Source organism: Pseudoxanthobacter sp. M-2 (assembly GCF_046156265.1).
Taxonomy (GTDB): domain Bacteria; phylum Pseudomonadota; class Alphaproteobacteria; order Rhizobiales; family Segnochrobactraceae; genus CAMDHY01.
Genome location: NZ_JAWDIR010000022.1, coordinates 329,670 through 348,945, shown reverse-complemented (window position 1 = coordinate 348,945; position 19,276 = coordinate 329,670). Strand labels below are relative to the sequence as shown.

At 70.3% G+C, this 19,276-nt stretch carries 20 protein-coding genes; 12 read left to right on the top strand and 8 right to left on the bottom strand.

What is annotated here, in order from left to right; all coding sequences use genetic code 11:
* Positions 1-28: 28 nt before the first annotated feature.
* From RUR49_RS13295 to RUR49_RS13275, 5 genes are all read left to right on the top strand, one after another.
* Complete coding sequence (locus tag RUR49_RS13295; protein ID WP_409146861.1) at positions 29-304, top strand: metal-sensitive transcriptional regulator; 276 nt, start codon at positions 29-31, stop codon at positions 302-304.
* A gap of 29 nt (positions 305-333) precedes the next feature.
* On the top strand, positions 334-942 hold the full coding sequence (locus RUR49_RS13290; RefSeq protein ID WP_409146860.1) for a periplasmic heavy metal sensor: 609 nt from the start codon (positions 334-336) through the stop codon (positions 940-942).
* Positions 917-2,584 (top strand): multicopper oxidase family protein, encoded by a 1,668-nt coding sequence (locus RUR49_RS13285; protein ID WP_409146859.1) that lies wholly within the window; start codon positions 917-919, stop codon positions 2,582-2,584. Before RUR49_RS13290 ends, RUR49_RS13285 begins: the two co-directional genes overlap by 26 nt.
* 121 nt (positions 2,585-2,705) lie before the next feature.
* Positions 2,706-3,659 (top strand): acetyl-CoA carboxylase carboxyltransferase subunit alpha, encoded by a 954-nt coding sequence (locus tag RUR49_RS13280; protein ID WP_409146858.1) that lies wholly within the window; start codon positions 2,706-2,708, stop codon positions 3,657-3,659.
* A 172-nt stretch (positions 3,660-3,831) separates the two neighbouring features.
* Positions 3,832-5,334: a transcriptional regulator gene (locus RUR49_RS13275; RefSeq protein ID WP_409146857.1), complete on the top strand. Its 1,503-nt coding sequence runs from the start codon at positions 3,832-3,834 to the stop codon at positions 5,332-5,334.
* Positions 5,335-5,437: 103 nt separating this feature from the next.
* On the opposite strand, the gene RUR49_RS13270 is transcribed toward RUR49_RS13275, so the two are convergent.
* The 4 genes from RUR49_RS13270 to secA form a co-directional block, all read right to left on the bottom strand.
* Positions 5,438-5,632, bottom strand: a complete 195-nt coding sequence (locus RUR49_RS13270) for a hypothetical protein (protein WP_409146856.1) — start codon at positions 5,630-5,632, stop codon at positions 5,438-5,440.
* Between the two features lie 109 nt (positions 5,633-5,741).
* Positions 5,742-6,626 carry a lipid kinase gene (locus RUR49_RS13265; RefSeq protein ID WP_409146855.1) on the bottom strand — a complete coding sequence of 295 codons (885 nt, stop codon included), beginning with the start codon at positions 6,624-6,626 and terminating at the stop codon, positions 5,742-5,744.
* The gene (locus tag RUR49_RS13260) at positions 6,623-7,807 is read right to left on the bottom strand and encodes an adenylate/guanylate cyclase domain-containing protein (RefSeq protein ID WP_409146854.1); all 1,185 of its coding nucleotides are present in this window, start codon (positions 7,805-7,807) and stop codon (positions 6,623-6,625) included. Before RUR49_RS13260 ends, RUR49_RS13265 begins: the two co-directional genes overlap by 4 nt.
* Before the next feature lie 27 nt (positions 7,808-7,834).
* Entirely contained in the window at positions 7,835-10,621 is a 2,787-nt protein-coding gene (secA, locus tag RUR49_RS13255) for a preprotein translocase subunit SecA (RefSeq protein ID WP_409146853.1), read from the bottom strand.
* 341 nt (positions 10,622-10,962) lie between these two features.
* Here secA and RUR49_RS13250 point away from each other — a divergent pair, with 341 nt between their 5' ends.
* The 6 genes from RUR49_RS13250 to RUR49_RS13225 all read left to right on the top strand — a co-directional run bounded on the left by RUR49_RS13250 (position 10,963) and on the right by RUR49_RS13225 (position 15,408).
* The gene (locus RUR49_RS13250; RefSeq protein ID WP_409146852.1) at positions 10,963-11,916 is read left to right on the top strand and encodes a peptidylprolyl isomerase; all 954 of its coding nucleotides are present in this window, start codon (positions 10,963-10,965) and stop codon (positions 11,914-11,916) included.
* 224 nt (positions 11,917-12,140) lie between these two features.
* A complete protein-coding gene (locus tag RUR49_RS13245; protein ID WP_409146851.1) occupies positions 12,141-12,521 on the top strand; it encodes a DUF6481 family protein in 381 nt (126 codons plus the stop codon).
* A 67-nt stretch (positions 12,522-12,588) separates the two neighbouring features.
* Positions 12,589-12,900, top strand: coding sequence for a YkgJ family cysteine cluster protein (locus RUR49_RS13240; RefSeq protein WP_409146850.1), 312 nt, complete (start codon positions 12,589-12,591; stop codon positions 12,898-12,900).
* 77 nt (positions 12,901-12,977) lie between these two features.
* Positions 12,978-14,219: a bifunctional glutamate N-acetyltransferase/amino-acid acetyltransferase ArgJ gene (gene argJ, locus RUR49_RS13235; protein WP_409146849.1), complete on the top strand. Its 1,242-nt coding sequence runs from the start codon at positions 12,978-12,980 to the stop codon at positions 14,217-14,219.
* The gene (locus tag RUR49_RS13230) at positions 14,219-14,986 is read left to right on the top strand and encodes a GNAT family N-acetyltransferase (RefSeq protein ID WP_409146848.1); all 768 of its coding nucleotides are present in this window, start codon (positions 14,219-14,221) and stop codon (positions 14,984-14,986) included. The genes argJ and RUR49_RS13230 overlap by 1 nt, the downstream gene beginning before the upstream one ends.
* A complete protein-coding gene (locus tag RUR49_RS13225; protein ID WP_409146847.1) occupies positions 14,983-15,408 on the top strand; it encodes a (deoxy)nucleoside triphosphate pyrophosphohydrolase in 426 nt (141 codons plus the stop codon). The genes RUR49_RS13230 and RUR49_RS13225 overlap by 4 nt, the downstream gene beginning before the upstream one ends.
* A gap of 55 nt (positions 15,409-15,463) precedes the next feature.
* Here the strand turns inward: RUR49_RS13225 and RUR49_RS13220 are convergent, their stop codons facing one another.
* The 4 genes from RUR49_RS13220 to RUR49_RS13205 all read right to left on the bottom strand — a co-directional run bounded on the left by RUR49_RS13220 (position 15,464) and on the right by RUR49_RS13205 (position 18,637).
* Positions 15,464-16,180, bottom strand: coding sequence for a hypothetical protein (locus RUR49_RS13220; protein ID WP_409146846.1), 717 nt, complete (start codon positions 16,178-16,180; stop codon positions 15,464-15,466).
* Positions 16,181-16,404: 224 nt separating this feature from the next.
* On the bottom strand, positions 16,405-17,211 hold the full coding sequence (locus RUR49_RS13215) for a transporter substrate-binding domain-containing protein (RefSeq protein WP_409146845.1): 807 nt from the start codon (positions 17,209-17,211) through the stop codon (positions 16,405-16,407).
* 89 nt (positions 17,212-17,300) lie between these two features.
* Positions 17,301-17,963, bottom strand: a complete 663-nt coding sequence (locus tag RUR49_RS13210; RefSeq protein WP_409146844.1) for an amino acid ABC transporter permease — start codon at positions 17,961-17,963, stop codon at positions 17,301-17,303.
* The gene (locus tag RUR49_RS13205) at positions 17,960-18,637 is read right to left on the bottom strand and encodes an amino acid ABC transporter permease (RefSeq protein WP_409146843.1); all 678 of its coding nucleotides are present in this window, start codon (positions 18,635-18,637) and stop codon (positions 17,960-17,962) included. Before RUR49_RS13205 ends, RUR49_RS13210 begins: the two co-directional genes overlap by 4 nt.
* A 197-nt stretch (positions 18,638-18,834) precedes the next feature.
* Between RUR49_RS13205 and RUR49_RS13200 the strand changes: the two genes are divergently transcribed.
* The gene (locus tag RUR49_RS13200) at positions 18,835-19,185 is read left to right on the top strand and encodes a RidA family protein (protein ID WP_409146842.1); all 351 of its coding nucleotides are present in this window, start codon (positions 18,835-18,837) and stop codon (positions 19,183-19,185) included.
* Positions 19,186-19,276: the final 91 nt, after the last annotated feature.

Genomic DNA, 19,276 nt, shown 5'->3' with positions numbered 1-19,276 from the left:
TATACCCTGGTGGGGTATATGTCCAGTCATGCAGACCGAAACCAAATCCGCCTGTCTGAAGCGCCTCTCCCGCATCGAGGGGCAGGTCCGCGGCCTCTCCCGCATGGTGGAGGATGACCGCTACTGCATCGACGTGGTGACGCAGATCGCCGCCGTCCGTGCGGCGCTCCGCCGCGTCGAGGAGGAGGTCCTGAAGGATCACGTCGCCCACTGCGTCGAGCACGCCATCGCCTCCGGCGACCCGGACGAGCAGCGCCGCAAGATCGGTGAGCTGATCGACGTGCTGGGCCGTACCGACAGGTAGCCACCGCCGATCCGAACAGGAGACCGCCCATGGCCCGCCGCGTCACCATCCGCTTCCGACCCTTCCAGTTGCCGCTGGTGGCACTCGCCGCGACGGCTGGGGTGGCGGCCTCTGCGCCCGCGTGGGCGGCGTCGCCGTCGCCCTATGCCGGCGACACGACGCGGGCCGTGAAGGCGCTTTCCGCCGCCGAGCTCGACGATCTCGCCGCCGGCCGCGGCATGGGACTGGCACGGGCCGCCGAGCTCAACGGCCATCCCGGGCCGATGCACGCGCGCGAGCTCTCGTCCGAACTCGGCCTGACGCCCGAGCAGATGCGGCGCCTCGCGGCGATCGAGGCGGCGATGCGGGCCGAGGCGAGGCGTCTCGGTGCCGAGATCGTCGCCGCCGAGCGCACGCTCGACGAAGGCTTCGCGATGCGCCGGCTCGACGCGCCGGCGGTGGAGCGCCTGACGGCGGAGATCGGCCTGCTCGCCGGTCGGCTGCGGGGTGTCCATCTCGCGGCCCATGTCGAGACTGCGGCCGTGCTCACCCGCCATCAGATCCACCGCTACGACGTGCTGCGCGGCTACGCCGACGCGCCGGCCGCAGCGGGCGAGGAGACGGCGCCCGCCGGTGGCCATCACCACCATCCGCAGTGACGGCAGCGGCCGAGCCGCGCGCCCAACAGACCGCGAACGGATCGAGACGATGATCGAGAACCCGCTTTCCCCCGGTCTCACCCGCCGCACGCTCATCTCCGCCGGCGCCGGCCTCGCCGCCGCGGCCGCTCTGCCGGGGATCGGGCCTGTACGCGCGGCGGCGCCGTCTCTCGTGGCGGGCAAGCGCACGCTCGAGGTGAACGGCAAGGCGGCGACGGTGTTCGGCATCGCCGGGCCGGGCGGGCGCGACGGCGCCGTGCTGGAGCCCGGCGCACGCTTCGCCTTCGATCTCGTCAACGAACTCGGTGAGGAGACGATCATCCACTGGCACGGCCAGACGCCGCCCGACGGCGAGGACGGGGTCGCCGGACCGGGGATCACGCCCATCGCCGCCGGCGGGCGCCGTCCCTACGACTATGCCGCCCGCCCGGGCACGCACTGGATGCACTCGCACCACGGCCTGCAGGAACAGCGCCTGCTGTCGGCGCCGCTGATCGTGCGGACGGCAGAGGACGTGCGGGCCGACATACAGGAGGTGGTGCTGATCCTCGAGGACTTCACCTTCCGCGACCCGGCCGAGATCCTCGCCGGCCTGACGGCGGGTGGCGGCCACGGCGGGCACGGCGGCCACGGCGGCCACGGCGGACACGGTGCCGCCGCGATGACGGTGACCGACCCGCATGCCGGCCACGGCATGGCCGTACCGGTCGACCCGCACGCGGGTCACGGCAAGGCGGCGGCCCCGGCTGATCCGCACGCCGGACATGGCATGGCTGGGCACGGCATGGCGGGTCACGACATGACGGGCGGCGGGATGCCGGCCGGCATGGTGATGGATCTCAACGACGTCGACTACGACGCCTACCTCGCCAACCGCCGCACGCTCGCCGACCCCGAGGTGGTGCGAACTGATCGCGGCGGGCGGGTCCGTCTCAGGATCATCAACGCCTTCGCCGCCACCGCCTACTGGATCGACCTCGGCGGTGCCGACGCGAGCCTGATCGCCGTCGACGGCACGCCGGTGGTCCCCGTCGCCGGCACGCGCTTCCCGCTGTCGATGGCACAGCGCATCGATCTTCTCGTCGACGTGCCGGCCGGCAGAGTCGTGCCCGTCTTGGCGCAACGCGAAGGCGACGTCGCCCGCACGGGGTTGATCTTGGCCGCTCCGGGCGCGGCCGTCGCGAAGCTTGGTGCGGCCGCCGATCAGGCGCCGCCGCTCGACCTCGTCCTGGAGCGCCGCCTGCGGGCCATGGAGCCGCTGCCGGTGCGGGCGGCCGACCGGACGGTCCGCATCGACCTCGGCGGCGGCATGGCGCCCTACGCCTGGTCCCTCAACGGCGCGTTCTGGCCGAAGCCGGCGCCGATCCACGTGCGCGGCGGCGAGCGGGTGATGCTCGACATTCTCAACGACACCATGATGGCGCATCCGATGCACTTGCACGGCCATGCCTTCCAGGTGGTGGAGATCGACGGGACGCCGCTCGCCGGTGCGGTGCGCGACACGGTACTGGTGGCGCCGATGGGGCGGGTGAAGGTCGTCTTCGACGCCGACAACCCCGGCCGCTGGCCGTTCCACTGCCACAACCTCTACCACATGGCGACCGGCATGATGACCGACGTCGTCTATGAGGGCGTCGGCTGAGCGCGGGCTTGCGCGAGGCCGATTTGGCGCCTTTCGCACGTCCCCTTCGCCTTGACTTTGCCGCGCTCGGCTGGCCAACGTCCGGCCGCATGGGGCAGCGAGGGGAGCAGCGGACGGGACGATGAGAAGCTATCTGGACTTCGAGAAGCCGGTCGCCGATCTCGAAGGCAAAGTGCAGGAGCTTCGCGCGCTCGCGGCACAGGGCGAGTCGGTCGACGTCGGCGACGAGATCGGCAAGCTCGAGGCGAAGGCCGCCGCTGCCCTTCTGGACGTCTATGCCAAGCTGACGCCGTGGCAGAAGACGCTGGTCGCCCGCCATCCCGACCGGCCACACGCGATCGACTACATCGCCCACCTGGTCACTGAGTTCACGCCGCTCGCCGGCGACCGCGGCTTCGGCGAGGACGCGGCGATCGTCGCTGGTCTCGGCCGCTTCCGCGGCACGCCCGTGGCCGTCCTCGGCCAGGAGAAGGGCAACGACACCCAGAGCCGCATCAAGCACAACTTCGGCATGGCGCGGCCCGAGGGCTACCGCAAGGCGGTGCGTGTCATGGAACTCGCCGACCGCTTCGGGCTTCCGGTGATCGCCCTCGTCGACACCGCTGGCGCCTATCCCGGCATCGACGCGGAAGAGCGCGGCCAGGCCGAGGCGATCGCCCGCTCCACCCAGGCCTGCCTCGCCCTCGGCGTGCCGAACGTTGCCGTCGTCATCGGCGAGGGCGGCTCGGGCGGCGCCATTGCGCTCGCCACTGCCAACCGCGTCATCATGCTCGAACATTCCGTCTACAGCGTCATCTCGCCGGAGGGTGCTGCCTCGATCCTGTGGCGCGACGCGGCGCGGGCGCCCGACGCGGCGACCAACATGAAGATCACCGCCGACGACCTCGTCCGCCTCGGTGTCGTCGACGAGATCGTCAAGGAGCCGGTCGGCGGCGCCCACCGGGCACCGGCGGCTGTCATCGCGGCGGTGGGTGACGCGATCGAGCGGGCGCTCGGCAGCTATGCCGGCCAGGACGCGGCGGCAGTGCGCCAGGCCCGGCGTGCCAAGTTCCTCGCGATTGGCCGCGGCCTCTGAGCACGAGCGGGCGGACACCGGCGGGCGGCCACACGCTCGCCGCATTCCCGCCCGAGTGAAGAGGCCTCTCGCGCCTCCCGTCGCGGCGCGATATGGTTACGACTCGGTAAGGATTGCGCTCCTAAGGTCGGATAGGCCGGGGGGCCAGGGAACGCCGGCTTTGCAGGATCTCATGCCGACAACGCCAGACGCTCACTCGCTCGCCGCGGTGCCTCCGGCTCCGCAGCGCCGCTCGTTCTCCTTCGGTGCCCTCAAGGGCCGCGGTGGTGCGCTCGCCAAGGGCGCCGTCCTCGCAGCGGCCCTCGTGCTCGCCGGGTGCCAGGCCGACGAGGTCGGCTATGGCGGTGGCGGTGCCAAGGCGAACCGTCCGATCGCGCCCGCCACGCTCGCGAAGATGCGCGAACTCAACATGAGCGCGGCCTCGCCGATCCTGATCCGTCTGTTCAAGCAGGAATCTGAGCTCGAGGTCTGGAAGAAGGGCCCGGACGGCAAGTTCGCCCTGCTCAACACCTACGAGATCTGCAAGTGGTCCGGCGATCTCGGCCCGAAGGTGAAGGAAGGCGACCGGCAGGCGCCGGAAGGCTTCTACATGATCACCCCGGGCCTGATGAACCCGAACTCCAGCTACCACCTCGCCTTCAACCTCGGCTTCCCGAACGCCTACGACCGTTCGCACGGCCGCACCGGCTCGCACCTGATGGTGCACGGCGCGTGCTCCTCGCGTGGCTGCTACGCCATGGAGGACAAGCAGATCCAGGACATCTACGCGCTCGGTCGCGAGGCGTTCAGGGGTGGCCAGCGGTCGTTCCAGGTGCAGGCCTTCCCCTTCAAGATGACGCCGGAGAACCTCGCCAAGCACGAGGGCAATCCGAACATGCCGTTCTGGCAGATGCTGAAGGAAGGCTACGACCACTTCGAGGTGACGCGCCTCGAGCCGAAGGTCGATGTCTGCGGCCGCCAGTACGTGTTCAACGCCAAGTCCGCCGATCCCAACCGCGGCCTCGATCCGAGCCGCGCCTGCCCGATCCTCGACGTGCCGCAGGAAATCTCCATCGCCGTCGCTTCGAAGAAGCAGAAGGACGAGGAGGCGGTCCGCCAGATCGTCGCCGCGATGAAGGCGAAGCAGCAGAAGATGGACGAGAACAAGGCGCGTGATCTGATGATCGCCAGCGCCATCGAGAAGACCAAGGACAAGGGTCCGGTGCCGCTGGCACCGGGTGCCGCGCCCGCCGCCGGCGAGGAGCCGGACGAGGCGACGCGCATCATGATCGCCTCGGGCGTGCCGCTGCCGATCGCCGCCCCCGGCCGCGTGCCGTCGGCCACGGCCGTCGCCTCGGCGAAGCCCGAGGGCGTCGGCGGCTTCTTCGGCTCGATGTTCTCGTTCGCCGGGGGTGGCTCGTCGGATGCCGCGGCCGCCGCGAATGCCGGCAGTGCGCCGCCGGTGGCGGTGAGCACGGTCGCGTCCGCCGGCGCTCCGACTGCCGACATGGCCGCCGTGCAGGTGGCTCCTGCGGCGGCGCCGAGCCTCGCCGCTCCGGCGGATGCCGCTCCCGCTGCCGCCGCTCCGGCCGATGCGGCTGCTGCGCCGGTCGTCCTGACCGAGACGGCCGCCGCACCGCCGGCGGAGAACGGCAACTTCCTCTCGAAGGCGTTCGGCTCGCTGTTCGGCGGCTGATCGCGGCGGCGGACCGACGCCGCCGCTGGTCCATGTGACGGGCGTCGCCGCGGGGCGCCACACGCGAACCGGCCCGATTGACGGCCCCGGTCACAGGCGGCGCTCAGACGATGGACGCGGTCGGGATGCTCGCGGTCGCCGGCGGGGCCGAGACGTCCGTCTGCACCGCCGGTGCGGCAAACTCGACGGGCCACGGCCAGTCCGCGACCGCGTAGGCGGCCATCAGCAGCCCGACGACGGCAGCCACCAGAACGAGGTCGATCAGCGGTCGCGGGGCGAGGTTTCGGCGGGGGTGCACGGGTCTTCTCCTGCGGCTGTGGCCGCGATGGGGCTTTCGCTTACCCTCGCCTTGTGCCACCGGCCGCCTGAACCGCCGCTGAACCGCTTGCCGCCGCCGTCGTTGCCGGTCAGCCCCCCGCCGGCACGAACACCGCGAGTGCGCTGCGCTGCACCGAGAAGTCGGCCGGGGTCTCCGTCGAGATCTCGCCGTCGGTGTTGATCGGCATCGGCCGGTTCGTCTCGATGCGGACGTCGCGGCCGCGGAAGGTGCGGGTGTGCGGGTTCTTGTCCTGCAGCCCGAAGCGGATCGCCGGCGCCGCATGGATGAGATCGGCGATGGTCTCCGCCTCGATCGCGAAGACGTCGAGCAGGCCGTCGTCGATCGCCGGGCTCGAGCCGACGCGCATGCCGCCGCCGAATCGTTCGCCGTTGCCGACGGTGACCTGCAACGCCTTCAGTTCGCTCCGCTCGCCGTCGACGGTGATCCGCACGGTGAAGCGCCGGATGGTCCGCAGCGCCCGGATGGTGGCGATGACGTAGCTGAAGCCGCGGAGCCGCCGCTTCAGCTCCGGATCCTGGCTCTGCGCCACCGTCACCGGCAGGCCGAGGCTCGCCGCATTGACGAACACCTGGTCGTTGACGTGGCCGAGGTCGATCCGCCGCGTGTGACCGGCGACGATGACCGCCGCAGCGGCGGTGGGCGACACCGGCACGCCGAGGGTGTGGGCGAGGTCGTTGGCGGTGCCGAAGGGCAGGATGCCCATCGGCCGGTCGATGTCGGCCATCGGGCCGGCGGCGGCATTCACGGTGCCGTCGCCGCCCGCGATCACCACCGCACCGAAGTCCGGCCCGCGGGTGCGGATCGCCTCCTTCATCGCCTCCGCCGAACGCGGCCGGGCGACCTGGAAGTCGACGTCCGCCTCGACGAAGACGTTGAGAGCCGCGGCGAGGCCTTGGGCTGCCCGGCCGCTCTTCGGGTTGGCGAGCACGAGCACGCGGAGAGGATGGATCAAGGACGGGCTCGCGCGTGGAGCGGGACGGGGGCACCGAAGCCGTCGAGCGGGAAGCTGCCGACGGCGCGCCAGTCAGCCGGGGCAGTGCGGGCGACGTGCTCGGTCGCGAGCACCGGCTCGCCGATCTGCTTCGTCATCTTCTCGATGCGGGCGACGGCGTTGACTGTGCTGCCGATCACCGAGAAGGACAGCCGGTTGGGAATGCCGATGTTGCCGAACATGACGTCGCCGACCGCGAGCGCGACACCGAAGTCGAGGGCGGGCGAGGCTTCCGTCATCGGCGCGATGCGGCTGACGGCGGCGTCGGCGGCCTCGGTGGCGGCGGCTGCCGCCGTCTCGACGCTGGCGCCGTCGACGACGGGGAAGACGCCGAGAACCGCGTCGCCGATGAAGTCGAGGACTTCGCCGCCGGCATCCATCACCGTGCCGGCGGTATATTCGAAGTAGCGGTTGAGCATCGCGATGTAGGCGTCGGGCGCGAGGCTTTCGGCCAGCGCCGTCGAGCCGCGCAGATCCGAGTACCAGATCACGGCGCGGATCGTGTGACCATCGCCGCGGCGGATGCGGCCGGCGAGCACATCACCTCCGGCGCGGCGGCCGAGATAGGTCTCGGCGATGTTGCTCGCGATGCGCGACAGCAAGGCTCCGCGGCAGGTGATGGCGAGCGGCCGGTTGAGGCGGCTCAGCATCGCGATGTCGCCGTCGGTGAAGCCGCCGGAGCGGTCGGTCGTCCAGCTGACGACGATGCCGCGGTCCTCGTCGACGATCTTCGGGATGTCGAAGCGGACCGTGAAGGCGACGTAGTCGGTGTCGCCGACCGACGCGAGTTCCTCGCAGAGCGGGAAGTCAAGCTCCGCCGCCGCACCGGCGAGGCGGCGGCGCAGGGTCTCGAGACCGTTCGCCAGCATGTGGCGGATCGGGCTCTTCGACCACGCCTCGCGCTCGCGCTGGGTGTGCGGAAATTGGCTGAGAACCGGCCCGTCGGCTCGCGTCCAGGTGACGGCCTCGGCGTCGAACAGCGGATGCAGGATCGACCAGGCGACAGAGCAGCGCCGGATGGGCACGCCGGCCGCGAGAACGCGGCGGGCCATGCCGTCGACGAGGTCGTCGAGCACGACCGCCCTCAGGGCGTTGTCGAGCAGCCAGTCCTCAAGCGCGGCCCCGGTCGTGGTCTCGGCCATCGGGCCCCTCTAGCGGTGGCCCCGCCCTCAGGCGAATTGGCCGTGGCAGTGCTTGTACTTCTTGCCGGAACCGCAGGGGCAGGCCTCGTTGCGGCCGACCTTGCCCCAGGTGGAGGGGTCGTTCGCGTTCCGCGCCGTCGCCTCGCGCCGTGGCGGGGCGAGAGCAACGCCCCCCATCGCCTCGTCGGCCAGTGCCATCTCGTCCTCGCCGGTGAACGGATCGAGGTGATGGGCCTCCATCATCGGCAGGTCGTCGTCCGAGGGCATCGTCGGCGGCGACTGCACGAGCTCGACGCGGGCGAGCTGCGAGGTCACCTGCGTGCGCAGGTTGGACAGCAACGCTTCGAACAGCGTGAAGGCTTCGGACTTGTACTCGTTCAGCGGATCGCGCTGCGCGTAGCCGCGCAGATGGATCGCCGAGCGCAGGTGGTCGAGGGTGGCGAGATGCTCGCGCCACAGGTGGTCGAGCGTCTGCAGCAGCACCGCGCGCTCGATCTGGCGCATGATGTCCGGCGAGAAGCGCTCGGTCTTCGCTGCCATCGCGACGTCAGCGGCCGCCTTCAGGCGCTCGCGCACCTCCTCGTCGGCGATACCCTCTTCCTTCGCCCAGTCGGCGACGGGCAGGTCCTGGTTGAGGGTGTCGCGCACCGCCGCGGCGAGGCCCTCGACATCCCACTGCTCCGGATAGGCGTTCTCCGGAATGTGCTTGGCGACCAGGCCGTCGATCACCTCGTGACGCATCTCCGCGACCATGGCGCCGACATCCTCGGCGCCCATCAGCTCGATGCGCTGCTCGAAGATGACCTTGCGCTGGTCGTTCATCACGTCGTCGTACTTGAGAATGTTCTTGCGGATGTCGAAGTTGCGCGCCTCGACCTTCTGCTGCGCCTTCTCCAGCGCCCGGTTGATCCACGGGTGGACGATCGCCTCGCCGTCCTTCAGGCCGAGCTTCTGCAGCATGCCGTCCATGCGGTCGGACCCGAAGATGCGCATCAGGTCGTCCTGCAGCGACAGGAAGAAGCGCGAGTGGCCCGGGTCGCCCTGGCGGCCGGAGCGGCCGCGCAGCTGGTTGTCGATGCGGCGGCTCTCGTGGCGCTCGGTACCGATGACGTAGAGGCCGCCAGCGGCGAGTGCCTTTGCCTTCAGGCGGGCGATGTCGTCGCGGATGCGCTTCTCGCGCTCCTCCCGCTCCGGCCCTTCCGGCATGTCGGCGAGCTCTTCGCGGAAGCGCATCTCGGCGTTGCCGCCGAGCTGGATGTCGGTGCCGCGGCCGGCCATGTTGGTGGCGATCGTCACCGCCCCCGGCACGCCGGCCTGGGCGATGATGAAGGCTTCCTGCTCGTGATAGCGGGCGTTCAGCACCTGGAAGACGAGCTCGTCGTCAGCGTGCGAGGAGTCGAACAGCACCGAGAAGTCGCGCTGGCGGAAGCCCTGGGACTTCAGGAGGTCGGCGAGCGTCTCCGACTTCTCGATCGAGGTGGTGCCGACGAGCACCGGCTGGCCGCGCTTCTTGCAGTCGCGGATGAGCTCGACGATCGCGCGGTTCTTCTCGAGCACCGAGCGGTAGACCTCGTCGTCGTCGTCGACGCGGGCGACGCCGACGTTGGTCGGGATCTCGACGACCTCGAGCTTGTAGATGTCCATGAACTCGTCGGCCTCGGTCGAGGCCGTGCCCGTCATGCCGGCGAGCTTGCCGTACATGCGGAAATAGTTCTGGAAGGTGATCGAGGCGAGGGTCTGGTTCTCCGGCTGGATGGCGGCGTGTTCCTTCGCCTCCAGCGCCTGGTGCAGACCGTCGGAATAGCGCCGGCCCGGCATCATGCGGCCGGTGAACTCGTCGATGATGACGACCTCGTCACCGCGGACGATGTAGTCCTTGTCGCGCTGGAACAGCTTGTGGGCCTTCAGGGCCTGCTGCAGGTGGTGGACGAGCGAGACGTTCTCGATGTCGTAGAGCGAGCCCTCGCGCAGCAGGCCGGCCTCGCCGAGGAGCTTCTCGAGCTTCTCGTTGCCGATCTCGGTGAAGGCGGCGGTGCGCTGCTTCTCGTCGACCTCGTAGTCCTCCGGCACCAGCTGCAGCACGAAGGTGTCGACGGTGTTGTAGAATTCCGAGCGGTCCTCCAGCGGACCGGAGATGATCAGCGGCGTGCGCGCCTCGTCGATCAGGATCGAGTCCACCTCGTCGACGATCGCGAAGCCGTGACCGCGCTGCACCATCGAGGCGCGGTCGTACTTCATGTTGTCGCGCAGGTAGTCGAAGCCGTACTCGTTGTTGGTGCCGTAGGTGATGTCGGCCGCGTAGGCGCGGCGGCGCTCGTCGTCGGTCAGGCCGTGCACGATGACGCCGACCTCGAGGCCGAGGAAGCGGTGGATCTGGCCCATCCAGTCGCTGTCGCGCTTGGCGAGATAGTCGTTGACGGTGACGACGTGCACGCCCTTGCCGGCGAGCGCGTTGAGGTAGCTCGGCAGCGTCGCGACCAGCGTCTTGCCTTCGCCGGTCTTCATCTCGGCGATGCGGCCCTCGTGCAGGACCATGCCGCCGATCATCTGGACGTCGAAATGCCGCTGGCCGAGCGTGCGCTTGGCCGCCTCGCGGACCGTGGCGAAGGCCGGCGCGACGAGATCGTCGAGCGAGCGGCCGTTGGCGATCTGCTGGCGGAAGTCGTCGGTGCGGGCGCGCAGCGCCTCGTCCGACAGCGCCGAGACCTCGGCTTCGAGAGCGTTGATGGCAGCGACGCGGGCGCGATACGCCTTGACGCGACGATCGTTCGCCGACCCGAACATCTTGCGGGCGAGGGCACCAAGGCCGACCATGATTCCCGTCCCTTCGGAGGAAGAAAGACACCGGTCGGTCGCGCCGACCCGACGAACGGGTTCCCATGAACGGCGTCTCGACGGACCGAGACACGGAAGACCCGCAGATTGACGCTCGCCCGCGAAGGCGGCAGCGACAAGGCCGTCATCGGATCGCTCGCCGGCACCGCCCGAAGACAGAGGCAAGCTCGCAAGCCCCCTCCGACCGGCACCGCGCCGAGACATAAGAAGCACCCCGGAGGTTGTCAACGTCACGGCTTTCGGACATTGTGCCGCCGCCTCGACGGGGGGCGCCCTTGCAACCGACGGGCCCCGATCCCGCGGGCCAGAGACGGAATTCCATGACCTTTTTGAACCTCAAGCGGTTGGTCGTGCCGGCGGTCCTCGCCGTCGCGCTGACCACGTCCTCCGCCCTCGCCCCGTCCTTCGCCCAGGACACGGCGCCGGCGACCCCGACGACCACAGAAGGGCTGGCTGCGGCCCTGGCGCCCGCGGCGCCGGCCCCGCCCCCCGAGACCGTTCTCGCCACCGTCAACGGCCAGCCGATCACCCAGGGTGACATCGAGATGGCGGCCGAGGACTTCGCCGACGATCTCGCCCGCGTACCGGAAGGCGCCCGCCGCGGCATCATCCTCGACGTCCTGATCGACATGCACGTCATGGCCGACGCGGCCGCCAAGGACGGCGTCACCGAGACCGAGGCGTTCAAGCAGCGCCTGGCGTTCATGGAACTGCAGGCGGCCCGCAACGCCTACGTTCAGGACAAGATCGCCGGCGCCGTCACCGACGCCGAGGTGAAGGCCCGCTACGACGAGGAAGTCGGCAAGTTCGGCGACAACATGGAAGTGCGCGCCCGCCACATCCTGGTCGAGACCGAGGACGAGGCGAAGGCGATCATCGCCGACCTGAAGGGCGGCGGCGACTTCGCCAAGATCGCCGGCGAGAAGTCCAAGGACCCCGGTTCGGCCGCCCAGGGCGGTGATCTCGGCTACTTCTCGCGCGGCCAGATGGTGCCGTCGTTCGAGGAGGCCGCCTTCACCCTCGAGGTCGGCTCGATCACCGAGACGCCGGTGAAGTCTGACTTCGGCTTCCACGTCATCCAGGTCGAGGACAAGCGCAAGCAGGCGCCGCCGGCCTATGACCAGGTGCAGGCGCGGCTGCGCGACCTCCTGATCCGCGAGAAGTTCGCCTCGACCCTCGCGAGCCTCAAGGGGGCCGCCACGATCGACGTGCTCGACCCGACGCTGAAGGCCGACGATCCGGCGGCCGCACCGGCGCCGGCTCCGGCGCAGTAGTCCCGCAATCCGGCGCCGGTGCCCGCCAGGGTCGCCGGCGCCGACGCAAGCAGACGTGACCGGAGGACAGCCTCCGGCCATGGCAAGGGTGGCCCCGCCACCCCATATCCGCGGAGCAGCCGCCCGTCGGGCGGCTTTTCCATTGGCGCAATCGGCGCTAAAGCATCGCACGCGGACCGGCCGCATCCGGCGGCGCCCCGACGTGGCGACACAAGTCAGAGACGATGGCAGCTTTCAAAGACAACGACTTCAACGAGCGCAAGAAGGTGGCGGCCGAAGCCCGGCAGAAGCTGCTGGAGCGATTCCGCAGCCAGCCGAAGCCGGACGATCCGGCCGTGCAGGCGCGGCTGGCCGAACGCAAGGCGGTCGCCGATGCGCGAGAGGCGCGCACCGCAGAGCGCAAGGCGGCAAAGGAAGCGGAGGCGCAGCAGCGCGCCGCCGAGGCTGCCGCGCGTGCCGAGGAGGAGGCGCGCCGCGCCGTCGAGGACGCCGAGCGGTCGGCGGCCGAGAAGGCCGAGCGGATCGCCCGCGAGGCCGCGCTCGAGATCGAGCGCAAGGCCGCCCGCGACGCGCGCTACGCGGCCCGCAAGGCCCGCAAGCGGTGACGTGCCGGAGCCGCCACGGCGGCTCCCGCGGACCGGCGCGGCCTTCTCTGACGGGTGGGCCCGCCTGATGGGCCGCTTCGCGCCCGAGGTCGACGCCGCCGAGGCGGACTGTCGCGGCTGTGGCGCCTGCTGCGCCTATTCGGCCGAGTGGCCTCGCTTCACCATCGAGGACGACGCCGAACTGGCGCTGATCCCCGCCGCCTATGCCGACGACGGCGCGCCGGGAATGCGCTGCGATGGCGACCGCTGCTCGGCGCTGGTCGGCGCCATCGGCGTCGCGGCGTCGTGCGCCGTCTATGCCGTCCGTCCGCAGGTCTGCCGGGACTGCGAGCCGGGCGATGCGGAATGCCGCATGGCGCGGGCCCGCCACGGGCTCTGAGGCGCACCGCCGGCGCTTGCGCCGCCGCCCGGGGTGGGGCACACCGAAGCGCCTCCCGCCTTTCGGATGACCCGCCGATGTCCGTGACCGTTTCCCCCTTCGCGCCCGCCATCGTCGCCGAGATCCCGCCGATCGAGGGCGTCCGCCTCGCCACCGCCCAGGCCGGCATCAAGTACAAGGGCCGCACCGACGTGCTGCTGATGGCGTTCGCCGAGGGCACCACGGTCGCCGGCGTGACGACGCGCTCGCGCTGCCCGTCGGCGCCGGTCGAATGGTGCCGGGCGAACCTGCCGGGCGGCCACGCCCGCGCGCTGCTGGTCAATTCCGGCAACGCCAACGCCTTCACCGGCATGAAGGGGCGCACCACCGTCGAGGTCTCGGCCGCCGCGGTGGCGCGCACGCTCGGCTGCCGGCCGGAACAGGTGTTCCTCGCCTCCACCGGCGTCATCGGCGAGCCGCTCGACCCGGCCAAGTTCGAGGCGGTGCTGGACGAGACGGCGACGCGGCTTGCCGACGGCCCGTGGAGCGATGCCGCCCGCGCCATCATGACCACCGACACCTTCCCGAAGCTCGCCACCCGCACCGCCCGTCTCGAGGGCGCCGAGGTGCGGCTCTGCGGCATCGCCAAGGGCGCCGGCATGATCGCGCCGGACATGGCGACGATGCTGTCGTTCATCGCCACCGACGCGCCGATCGCCGCCCCCGTGCTGCAGGCGCTGCTCCACCGCGGCGCCGAGCGCAGCTTCAACTGCATCACCATCGACGGCGACACGTCCACCTCCGATACGCTGCTGATGTTCGCGACCGGGACTGCCGCCCGGCGCGGTGCTGCGGTGATCACCGATCCGGCCGACCGCCGGCTGCTGCCGTTCCGCCGGGCGCTCGACTCCCTGCTGCTCGAGCTCTCCCACCTCGTCGTCAAGGACGGCGAGGGCCTCAGGAAGTTCGTCGCCGTCACCGTCGAGGGCGCCACCTCCAGCCGCTCGGCCAAGAAGATCGCCATGGCGATCGGCAACTCGCCGCTGGTGAAGACGGCGGTCGCCGGCGAGGACGCCAACTGGGGCCGCATCGTCATGGCGGTCGGCAAGGCTGGCGAACCGGCCGAGCGCGACAAGCTCGCGATCTGGTTCGGCGACGTGCGGGTGGCCGTCGAAGGCGCCCGCGACCCGGCCTATTCCGAGGCTGCGGCCACCGCCGTCATGCAGAAGCCGGAAATCGACATCCGCGTCGAACTCGGCCTCGGCCGCGGCAAGGCGACGATCTGGACCTGCGACCTCACCAAGGAATATGTCGCCATCAACGGCGACTACCGCAGCTGATGGACGGCGCCTCGGCCGTGGATGTGCTGCGCCTGGAGACGGCGAACCTCTCGGCCTGGCCGGCCGAGCGGCTCCACCACGACGGCACGTGGCTCCTGCGCCGCACCCCAGGCCATGGGTCGAAGCGCCTCAACAGCCTCAACTTCCTCGATCCGGCCGACGACCGTGACGCTGAGGCGCGGCTCGCGGCGATGGCGGCGGCGTCGCGCCGCCACGGGCTCGACCCGACCGTCCGCATCACGCCGCTGACGCCGCCGTCCGTGGTGGCGCTCGTCGAGCGCGACGGCTTCGAGGCCTTCGACGAGACGCTGATGATGGTGCTGCCGACCGATGGTGCCGCCATGCCGGCGGGCATCGAGGCCTGGGACGCAGCACCCCGCCGCCGCTGGGCCGAGGCGATGAAGACGACGGCCTCTGCCAAGGCCGCCGACATCGGCGCGCTCGTCGCGGTGCTCGAGCGCATCGTGCCGGAGGCGGCGCTGATGGTGGCGGTCGACGGCGGCACCGTTGCCGCCTCGACGCTCGCCGTGCGCGACCGCGACCTCGTCGGGCTGTTCGACGTCGGCACCAACCCCGCCTTCCGCCGCCGCGGCCATGCGAGCGCCTGCGTCCGCGCGGCGCTCGCCTGGGGCCGCGCGGGCGGGGCGCGGACGGGCTACCTGCAGGTGCTCGCCGGCAACACGGTCGCCGTCGACCTCTACCGCCGCATGGGCTTCACCGAGGCCTACCGCGGCGACTACCGGCGGACGAGGGGGAGCGCGGCATGACGACGGCGACCGCAGCCGAGGGACCGCGCATCGTCCTCGTCGTCGCCTGCGCCCTCGTCGACGCCGACGGGCGGGTGCTCGTCGCGCAGCGGCCCGAGGGCAAGGCACTCGCGGGCCTCTGGGAGTTTCCCGGCGGCAAGCTCGAGCCCGGCGAGCGGCCGGAGGAGAGCCTGATCCGCGAGCTCGCCGAGGAGCTCGGCATCACCGTCAAGGCGGACTGCCTGGCGCCCTTGACGTTCGCCAGCCACGGCTACGAGAGCTTCCACCTCCTGATGCCGCTCTATGTCTGCCGGCGCTGGGAGGGCACGCCGGTGGGTCGCGAGGGCCAGGCGATCCGCTGGATGAAGCCGGCGCGCCTGCGCGATCTGCCGATGCCGCCGGCCGACGCGCCGCTGATCGCCCACCTGATCGACCTGCTCTGACGGCGGCCGCGACGGCCGCCGTCAGAGCCGCGCGGCCCCCACCGCGCAACGCCGCTCAGTTGCGGCGCTGGTAGGAGTTCTGCAGCTCGTCCTGGATGAGGTAGGCCTCGCCGTCGGCGGTGAGCTCGAGGTCGGCGTCGAGCACGCGGGTCGAGTAGGTCCAGCCGTCCGGCAGCTTCAGCTTGGCGCCGAGGCCGGCCAGATCATCCATCGTCAGCGTCTTGTCGACGATCTCGGCGAAGGTCTGCATGACGTAGACGCGGCCCTCGTCGTCGGTGATCTCGTAGACTGGCTTGCCGGCCTGATAGAGGTAGGTGGTCTCGCGCATAACGGTGCGAACCGCGTAGGCGCGGTGGCCGAGCAGGAGGTCGCGGAAGGGCAGCGACAGGGTGGCGCGCTGGGTGGCCGCGAGCCCGTCGAAGGTCTTCGTCACGCCGTCCTTGGTGGTGCCGGTAGCACTGATGCTGTCCATCACCCAGAAGCGCGGTCCATTCATCACCACCTCGAAGGCGCCGAGCTCGTCGGCGAGCTTTTTCCCATCGATGGCGTTCCAGACGTCCGGCGGGCAGTCGTTCTGACCAAGCGTGTTGTAGACCTCGAGGCGGAACGACAAGCCGTCGCGATAGACCGGGATGATCTCGCAATAGCGGGTGCCGCGCAGGTCCTTCGGGACCGTCCCGCCCGCCGTGGAGGTGTCGGCTGTGGCAGGGGCGGCGGCGAGGGCGGCGACGACGAGGGCCACCGGGGCGACGGCGGCGAGGAAGCGGGTCATCGGACTGTCTCCGGGCACGGGGCGCGAGGGCGCCGCTCAAAGGAGAATACGCGGCGCCGGGCCAAAGTCTTCGTGGCGCCTGCGCCGGCGCATCCTGTTGCCGTCCCGGAACGACGAAGGCCCGCCCCGCCGTCGCGGAACGGGCCGCCTCGTCGCTCGTCCTTGAGCCGCCCACCGGCTGACGGGCTCGCGCCCCGCCTGGCCCGGGGGCTGGCGGCCGGAGCCTACTGGGCCTGGCCGAGCTTGGTGAACCACTTCTCGCGCAGCGCCTTGTAGGTCCCGTTGTTGATGCGGTCCTGGATGTAGACGTTGAGGAAGTTCAGCATGTGCAGGTCCGACGGGCGCACGGCGTAGGAGAGGCCGACCGGCTTCAGGAGGTTGTCCTCGCCGTTGAGGAGCTTCACCTTCGAGGCGAGCTCCGGGTTCTGCGCCTTCAGGATGGTGAAGGTGGTGGGGTCGATCATGTGCGCCGTGGCGCGGCCGGCGAGCACGTCCTGGGTGGGGGCGGCGACGTTCTCGCCGACGAGCACACTGATCTTGGCGTTCGGATAGAGCTCGGCCGGGAAGATCGATTCCACCGAGCCGGACATGCCGACGAACGTCACGTCGGGCGAGTTCAGGTCGTCAAGCGAGTCGAGCGGCGAGTCGGCCGCCACCATCACCATGAAGCCATTGAAGGCGTAGGGCTGGGTGAAGGAGACGACGAGCGCGCGCTCAGGCGTGGCGAACAGGTTGGCGAAGACGACGTCGTACTGCTCGGCGACGAGGCCGGAGACCAGCGTCGCCCATGTGGCGTCGACGATCTCGAGCTTGACGCCCATGATCTTCGCCACTTCCTCGGCCATCTCGACATTGTAGCCCTCGTAGACGCCGGTCGCCGGGTTCGGCGACTGGTCGGACGGGCTCGGCGCCATGCCGACGCGCAGCACGCCGGCCGACTGGATGCGGGCGATCAGATCATCGGCGGCGTGGGCGGCGAGCGAGGCGACGCTCAGCGCCAGGGCCAGGACGGCGGTCGAAAACCATTTCATGGGTCCACTCCGTTGAAGGTTCGCCGGCGTTGCTGCCGGCCGTTCGTCATTGGCGCGGACCTGCGAGCGGCCCGCGCGTAAGGCGGTCGTCACATCGCGGCCTGCCGCCGGGTCTTCTCCAGGCGACGGGACAGCAGGCTAATCGGAAAGATGATGAGGAAATAACCGATGCCGATGGCGGTAATGAATTCGAAGTAACGAAAGGTCTGGGCGCCGAGGTTGTAGGCGACATAGGCGAGCTCGGCGACGCCGATCGCGGCGAGCAGCGTCGTGTTCTTGATGAGCTCGGTCAGATAGTTGATGAACGGCGGCGTCATCAGGGGAACGCCCTGCGGGAGCACCACGCGCGTCCACAAGGCAAAGCGGGAGAGGCCGAGGGCCCGGCCGGCCTCGAACTGCCCCTTCGGCACCGACTGGATGCCGGCGCGGAAGATCTCGGCGAGATAGGCGCCGGTGACGAGGCCGAGCGACAGGCTGCCGGCGGTGAGCCCGCTCATCTGGATGCCGAGCACCGCCGGCAGGCAGAAATAGGCCCAGAAGATCAGCACCATCTCCGGCGTCGTGCGGAAGAAGGTGAGGTAGGCGTCGGCGAACCGGCGGGACCACTTGCCGCCGCCGAGCCGCATGGCGACCATGATCACGGCGACGACGAAGCCGATCGACAGCGCGATCGCGGTGGCGAGGCACGTCACCATCAGCCCGCCGAGCAGGGCCGGATAGTTCGCTTCGAGGACGCCGATATTGAAGTTCATGCCGGGCGCTCCAGCCGCTTCTCGACGAAGAGGCCGAGCCGGCTGATGGCGAAGCCGACGAGGAAGAACAAAAGGGCGGCGGCGGTGTAGAGCTCGACCGGCCGGTAGGTGAAGCCGTTGATGCGCATGGCCACCCGCATCAGGTCGTTGATGGCGAGGATCGACAGGATGGTCGAGGCCTTGACGGTCGAGATCGCCGAGCTCGTCAGCGGCGGCACGATCAGGCGCAGCGCCTGCGGCAGGATGATCTTCGTCCAGACGAGCCGCGTCGGCAGGGCGAGCGCCCGCGCCGCTTCCACCTGTCCCTTGTCGATCGCGGCGATGCCGGCGCGGAAGATCTCGCTCGTGTAGGCGCCAACGTTGAAGGTGAGAGCCAGGATGGCGCTGACGGTCGGCGTCAGCGTGAAGCCGAGCGCCAGCGGCAGGGCGAAGTGCACCCAGATCGCCTGCATCAGCAACGGCGTGGCGCGCAGGAACTCGACCAAGGCGCGGATCGGCCAGCGGATGATCCACAGGCGCGACGACTGGAGGACGGCAAACACGGCCCCGAGGATCGTGCCACCGACGAGGCCGCTCCCCGCCAGGAACAGCGTGAAGCCGAGGCCCATCAACAGGGCATCGCGGAAGCGCCAGACGACGCCGAAGTCGAGGCTCGACCAGAAGGTCTCGGCCATCGGATCGCCTCCCCGCTTGCTGCGGTCGGGTGGTGGGCATGGCGCCGTTCCCCCGCGTCGTCGGCATGGCGTGGAGCGAAGATCCAGATTGGATTTTCGTATCCACTCGGCGATAGTGCTCTGGAATTCGGCCGTCCGTCAACACGCCGCGCGCCGCCGACGGGCAAAAATCAAGCAGCCCCAGCAGGAGCCCAAAAATGCAGCAGATCGTGCGTCACGAGGTCGGCCCGCGGATGACCCAGATGGTCGTCCATGGCGACACCATCTACCTGTGCGGCCAGACGGCGGCCGACCGCAGCGTTGGCGCCGCCGACCAGACCCGGCAGATCCTGGCGCGCATCGACGAGCTTCTGGCGGCCGCCGGCAGCAACAAGTCGAAGCTCCTCAGCGTACAGATCTGGCTCGCCGACATCCGCTATTACGACGAGATGAACGCCGTCTGGGACGCCTGGGTGGACCCTCAGAACACCCCCGGCCGCGCCACCTGCGAGGCCCGCATGGCCTTCCCGGACGTGTTCGTGGAGATCATCGCCATCGCAGCGAAGTAGGCGGGACTCCCGGATCCCCAGCGCTGGTTCCGGGTCTCCACTCTCTCGCTCCAACCCCTCCGAAGTCATTCCCGGGCTTGTCCCGGAAACC

Excerpts from the sequence above, each read along its gene's own strand:
- RUR49_RS13290 (WP_409146860.1), top strand. The coding sequence starts at position 334 with ATGGCCCGCCGCGTCACCATCCGCTTCCGACCCTTCCAGTTGCCGCTG.
- RUR49_RS13260 (WP_409146854.1), bottom strand. The coding sequence starts at position 7,807 with ATGGCCGAGACCACGACCGGGGCCGCGCTTGAGGACTGGCTGCTCGAC.
- RUR49_RS13240 (WP_409146850.1), top strand. The coding sequence starts at position 12,589 with ATGGGCCGCTTCGCGCCCGAGGTCGACGCCGCCGAGGCGGACTGTCGC.
- RUR49_RS13230 (WP_409146848.1), top strand. The coding sequence starts at position 14,219 with ATGGACGGCGCCTCGGCCGTGGATGTGCTGCGCCTGGAGACGGCGAAC.
- RUR49_RS13215 (WP_409146845.1), bottom strand. The coding sequence starts at position 17,211 with ATGAAATGGTTTTCGACCGCCGTCCTGGCCCTGGCGCTGAGCGTCGCC.
- RUR49_RS13205 (WP_409146843.1), bottom strand. The coding sequence starts at position 18,637 with ATGGCCGAGACCTTCTGGTCGAGCCTCGACTTCGGCGTCGTCTGGCGC.
- RUR49_RS13200 (WP_409146842.1), top strand. The coding sequence starts at position 18,835 with ATGCAGCAGATCGTGCGTCACGAGGTCGGCCCGCGGATGACCCAGATG.
- RUR49_RS13295 (WP_409146861.1), top strand. The coding sequence starts at position 29 with ATGCAGACCGAAACCAAATCCGCCTGTCTGAAGCGCCTCTCCCGCATC.
- RUR49_RS13250 (WP_409146852.1), top strand. The coding sequence starts at position 10,963 with ATGACCTTTTTGAACCTCAAGCGGTTGGTCGTGCCGGCGGTCCTCGCC.
- RUR49_RS13220 (WP_409146846.1), bottom strand. The coding sequence starts at position 16,180 with ATGACCCGCTTCCTCGCCGCCGTCGCCCCGGTGGCCCTCGTCGTCGCC.
- RUR49_RS13275 (WP_409146857.1), top strand. The coding sequence starts at position 3,832 with ATGCCGACAACGCCAGACGCTCACTCGCTCGCCGCGGTGCCTCCGGCT.
- RUR49_RS13280 (WP_409146858.1), top strand. The coding sequence starts at position 2,706 with ATGAGAAGCTATCTGGACTTCGAGAAGCCGGTCGCCGATCTCGAAGGC.
- RUR49_RS13225 (WP_409146847.1), top strand. The coding sequence starts at position 14,983 with ATGACGACGGCGACCGCAGCCGAGGGACCGCGCATCGTCCTCGTCGTC.
- secA (WP_409146853.1), bottom strand. The coding sequence starts at position 10,621 with ATGGTCGGCCTTGGTGCCCTCGCCCGCAAGATGTTCGGGTCGGCGAAC.
- RUR49_RS13210 (WP_409146844.1), bottom strand. The coding sequence starts at position 17,963 with ATGAACTTCAATATCGGCGTCCTCGAAGCGAACTATCCGGCCCTGCTC.
- argJ (WP_409146849.1), top strand. The coding sequence starts at position 12,978 with ATGTCCGTGACCGTTTCCCCCTTCGCGCCCGCCATCGTCGCCGAGATC.
- RUR49_RS13245 (WP_409146851.1), top strand. The coding sequence starts at position 12,141 with ATGGCAGCTTTCAAAGACAACGACTTCAACGAGCGCAAGAAGGTGGCG.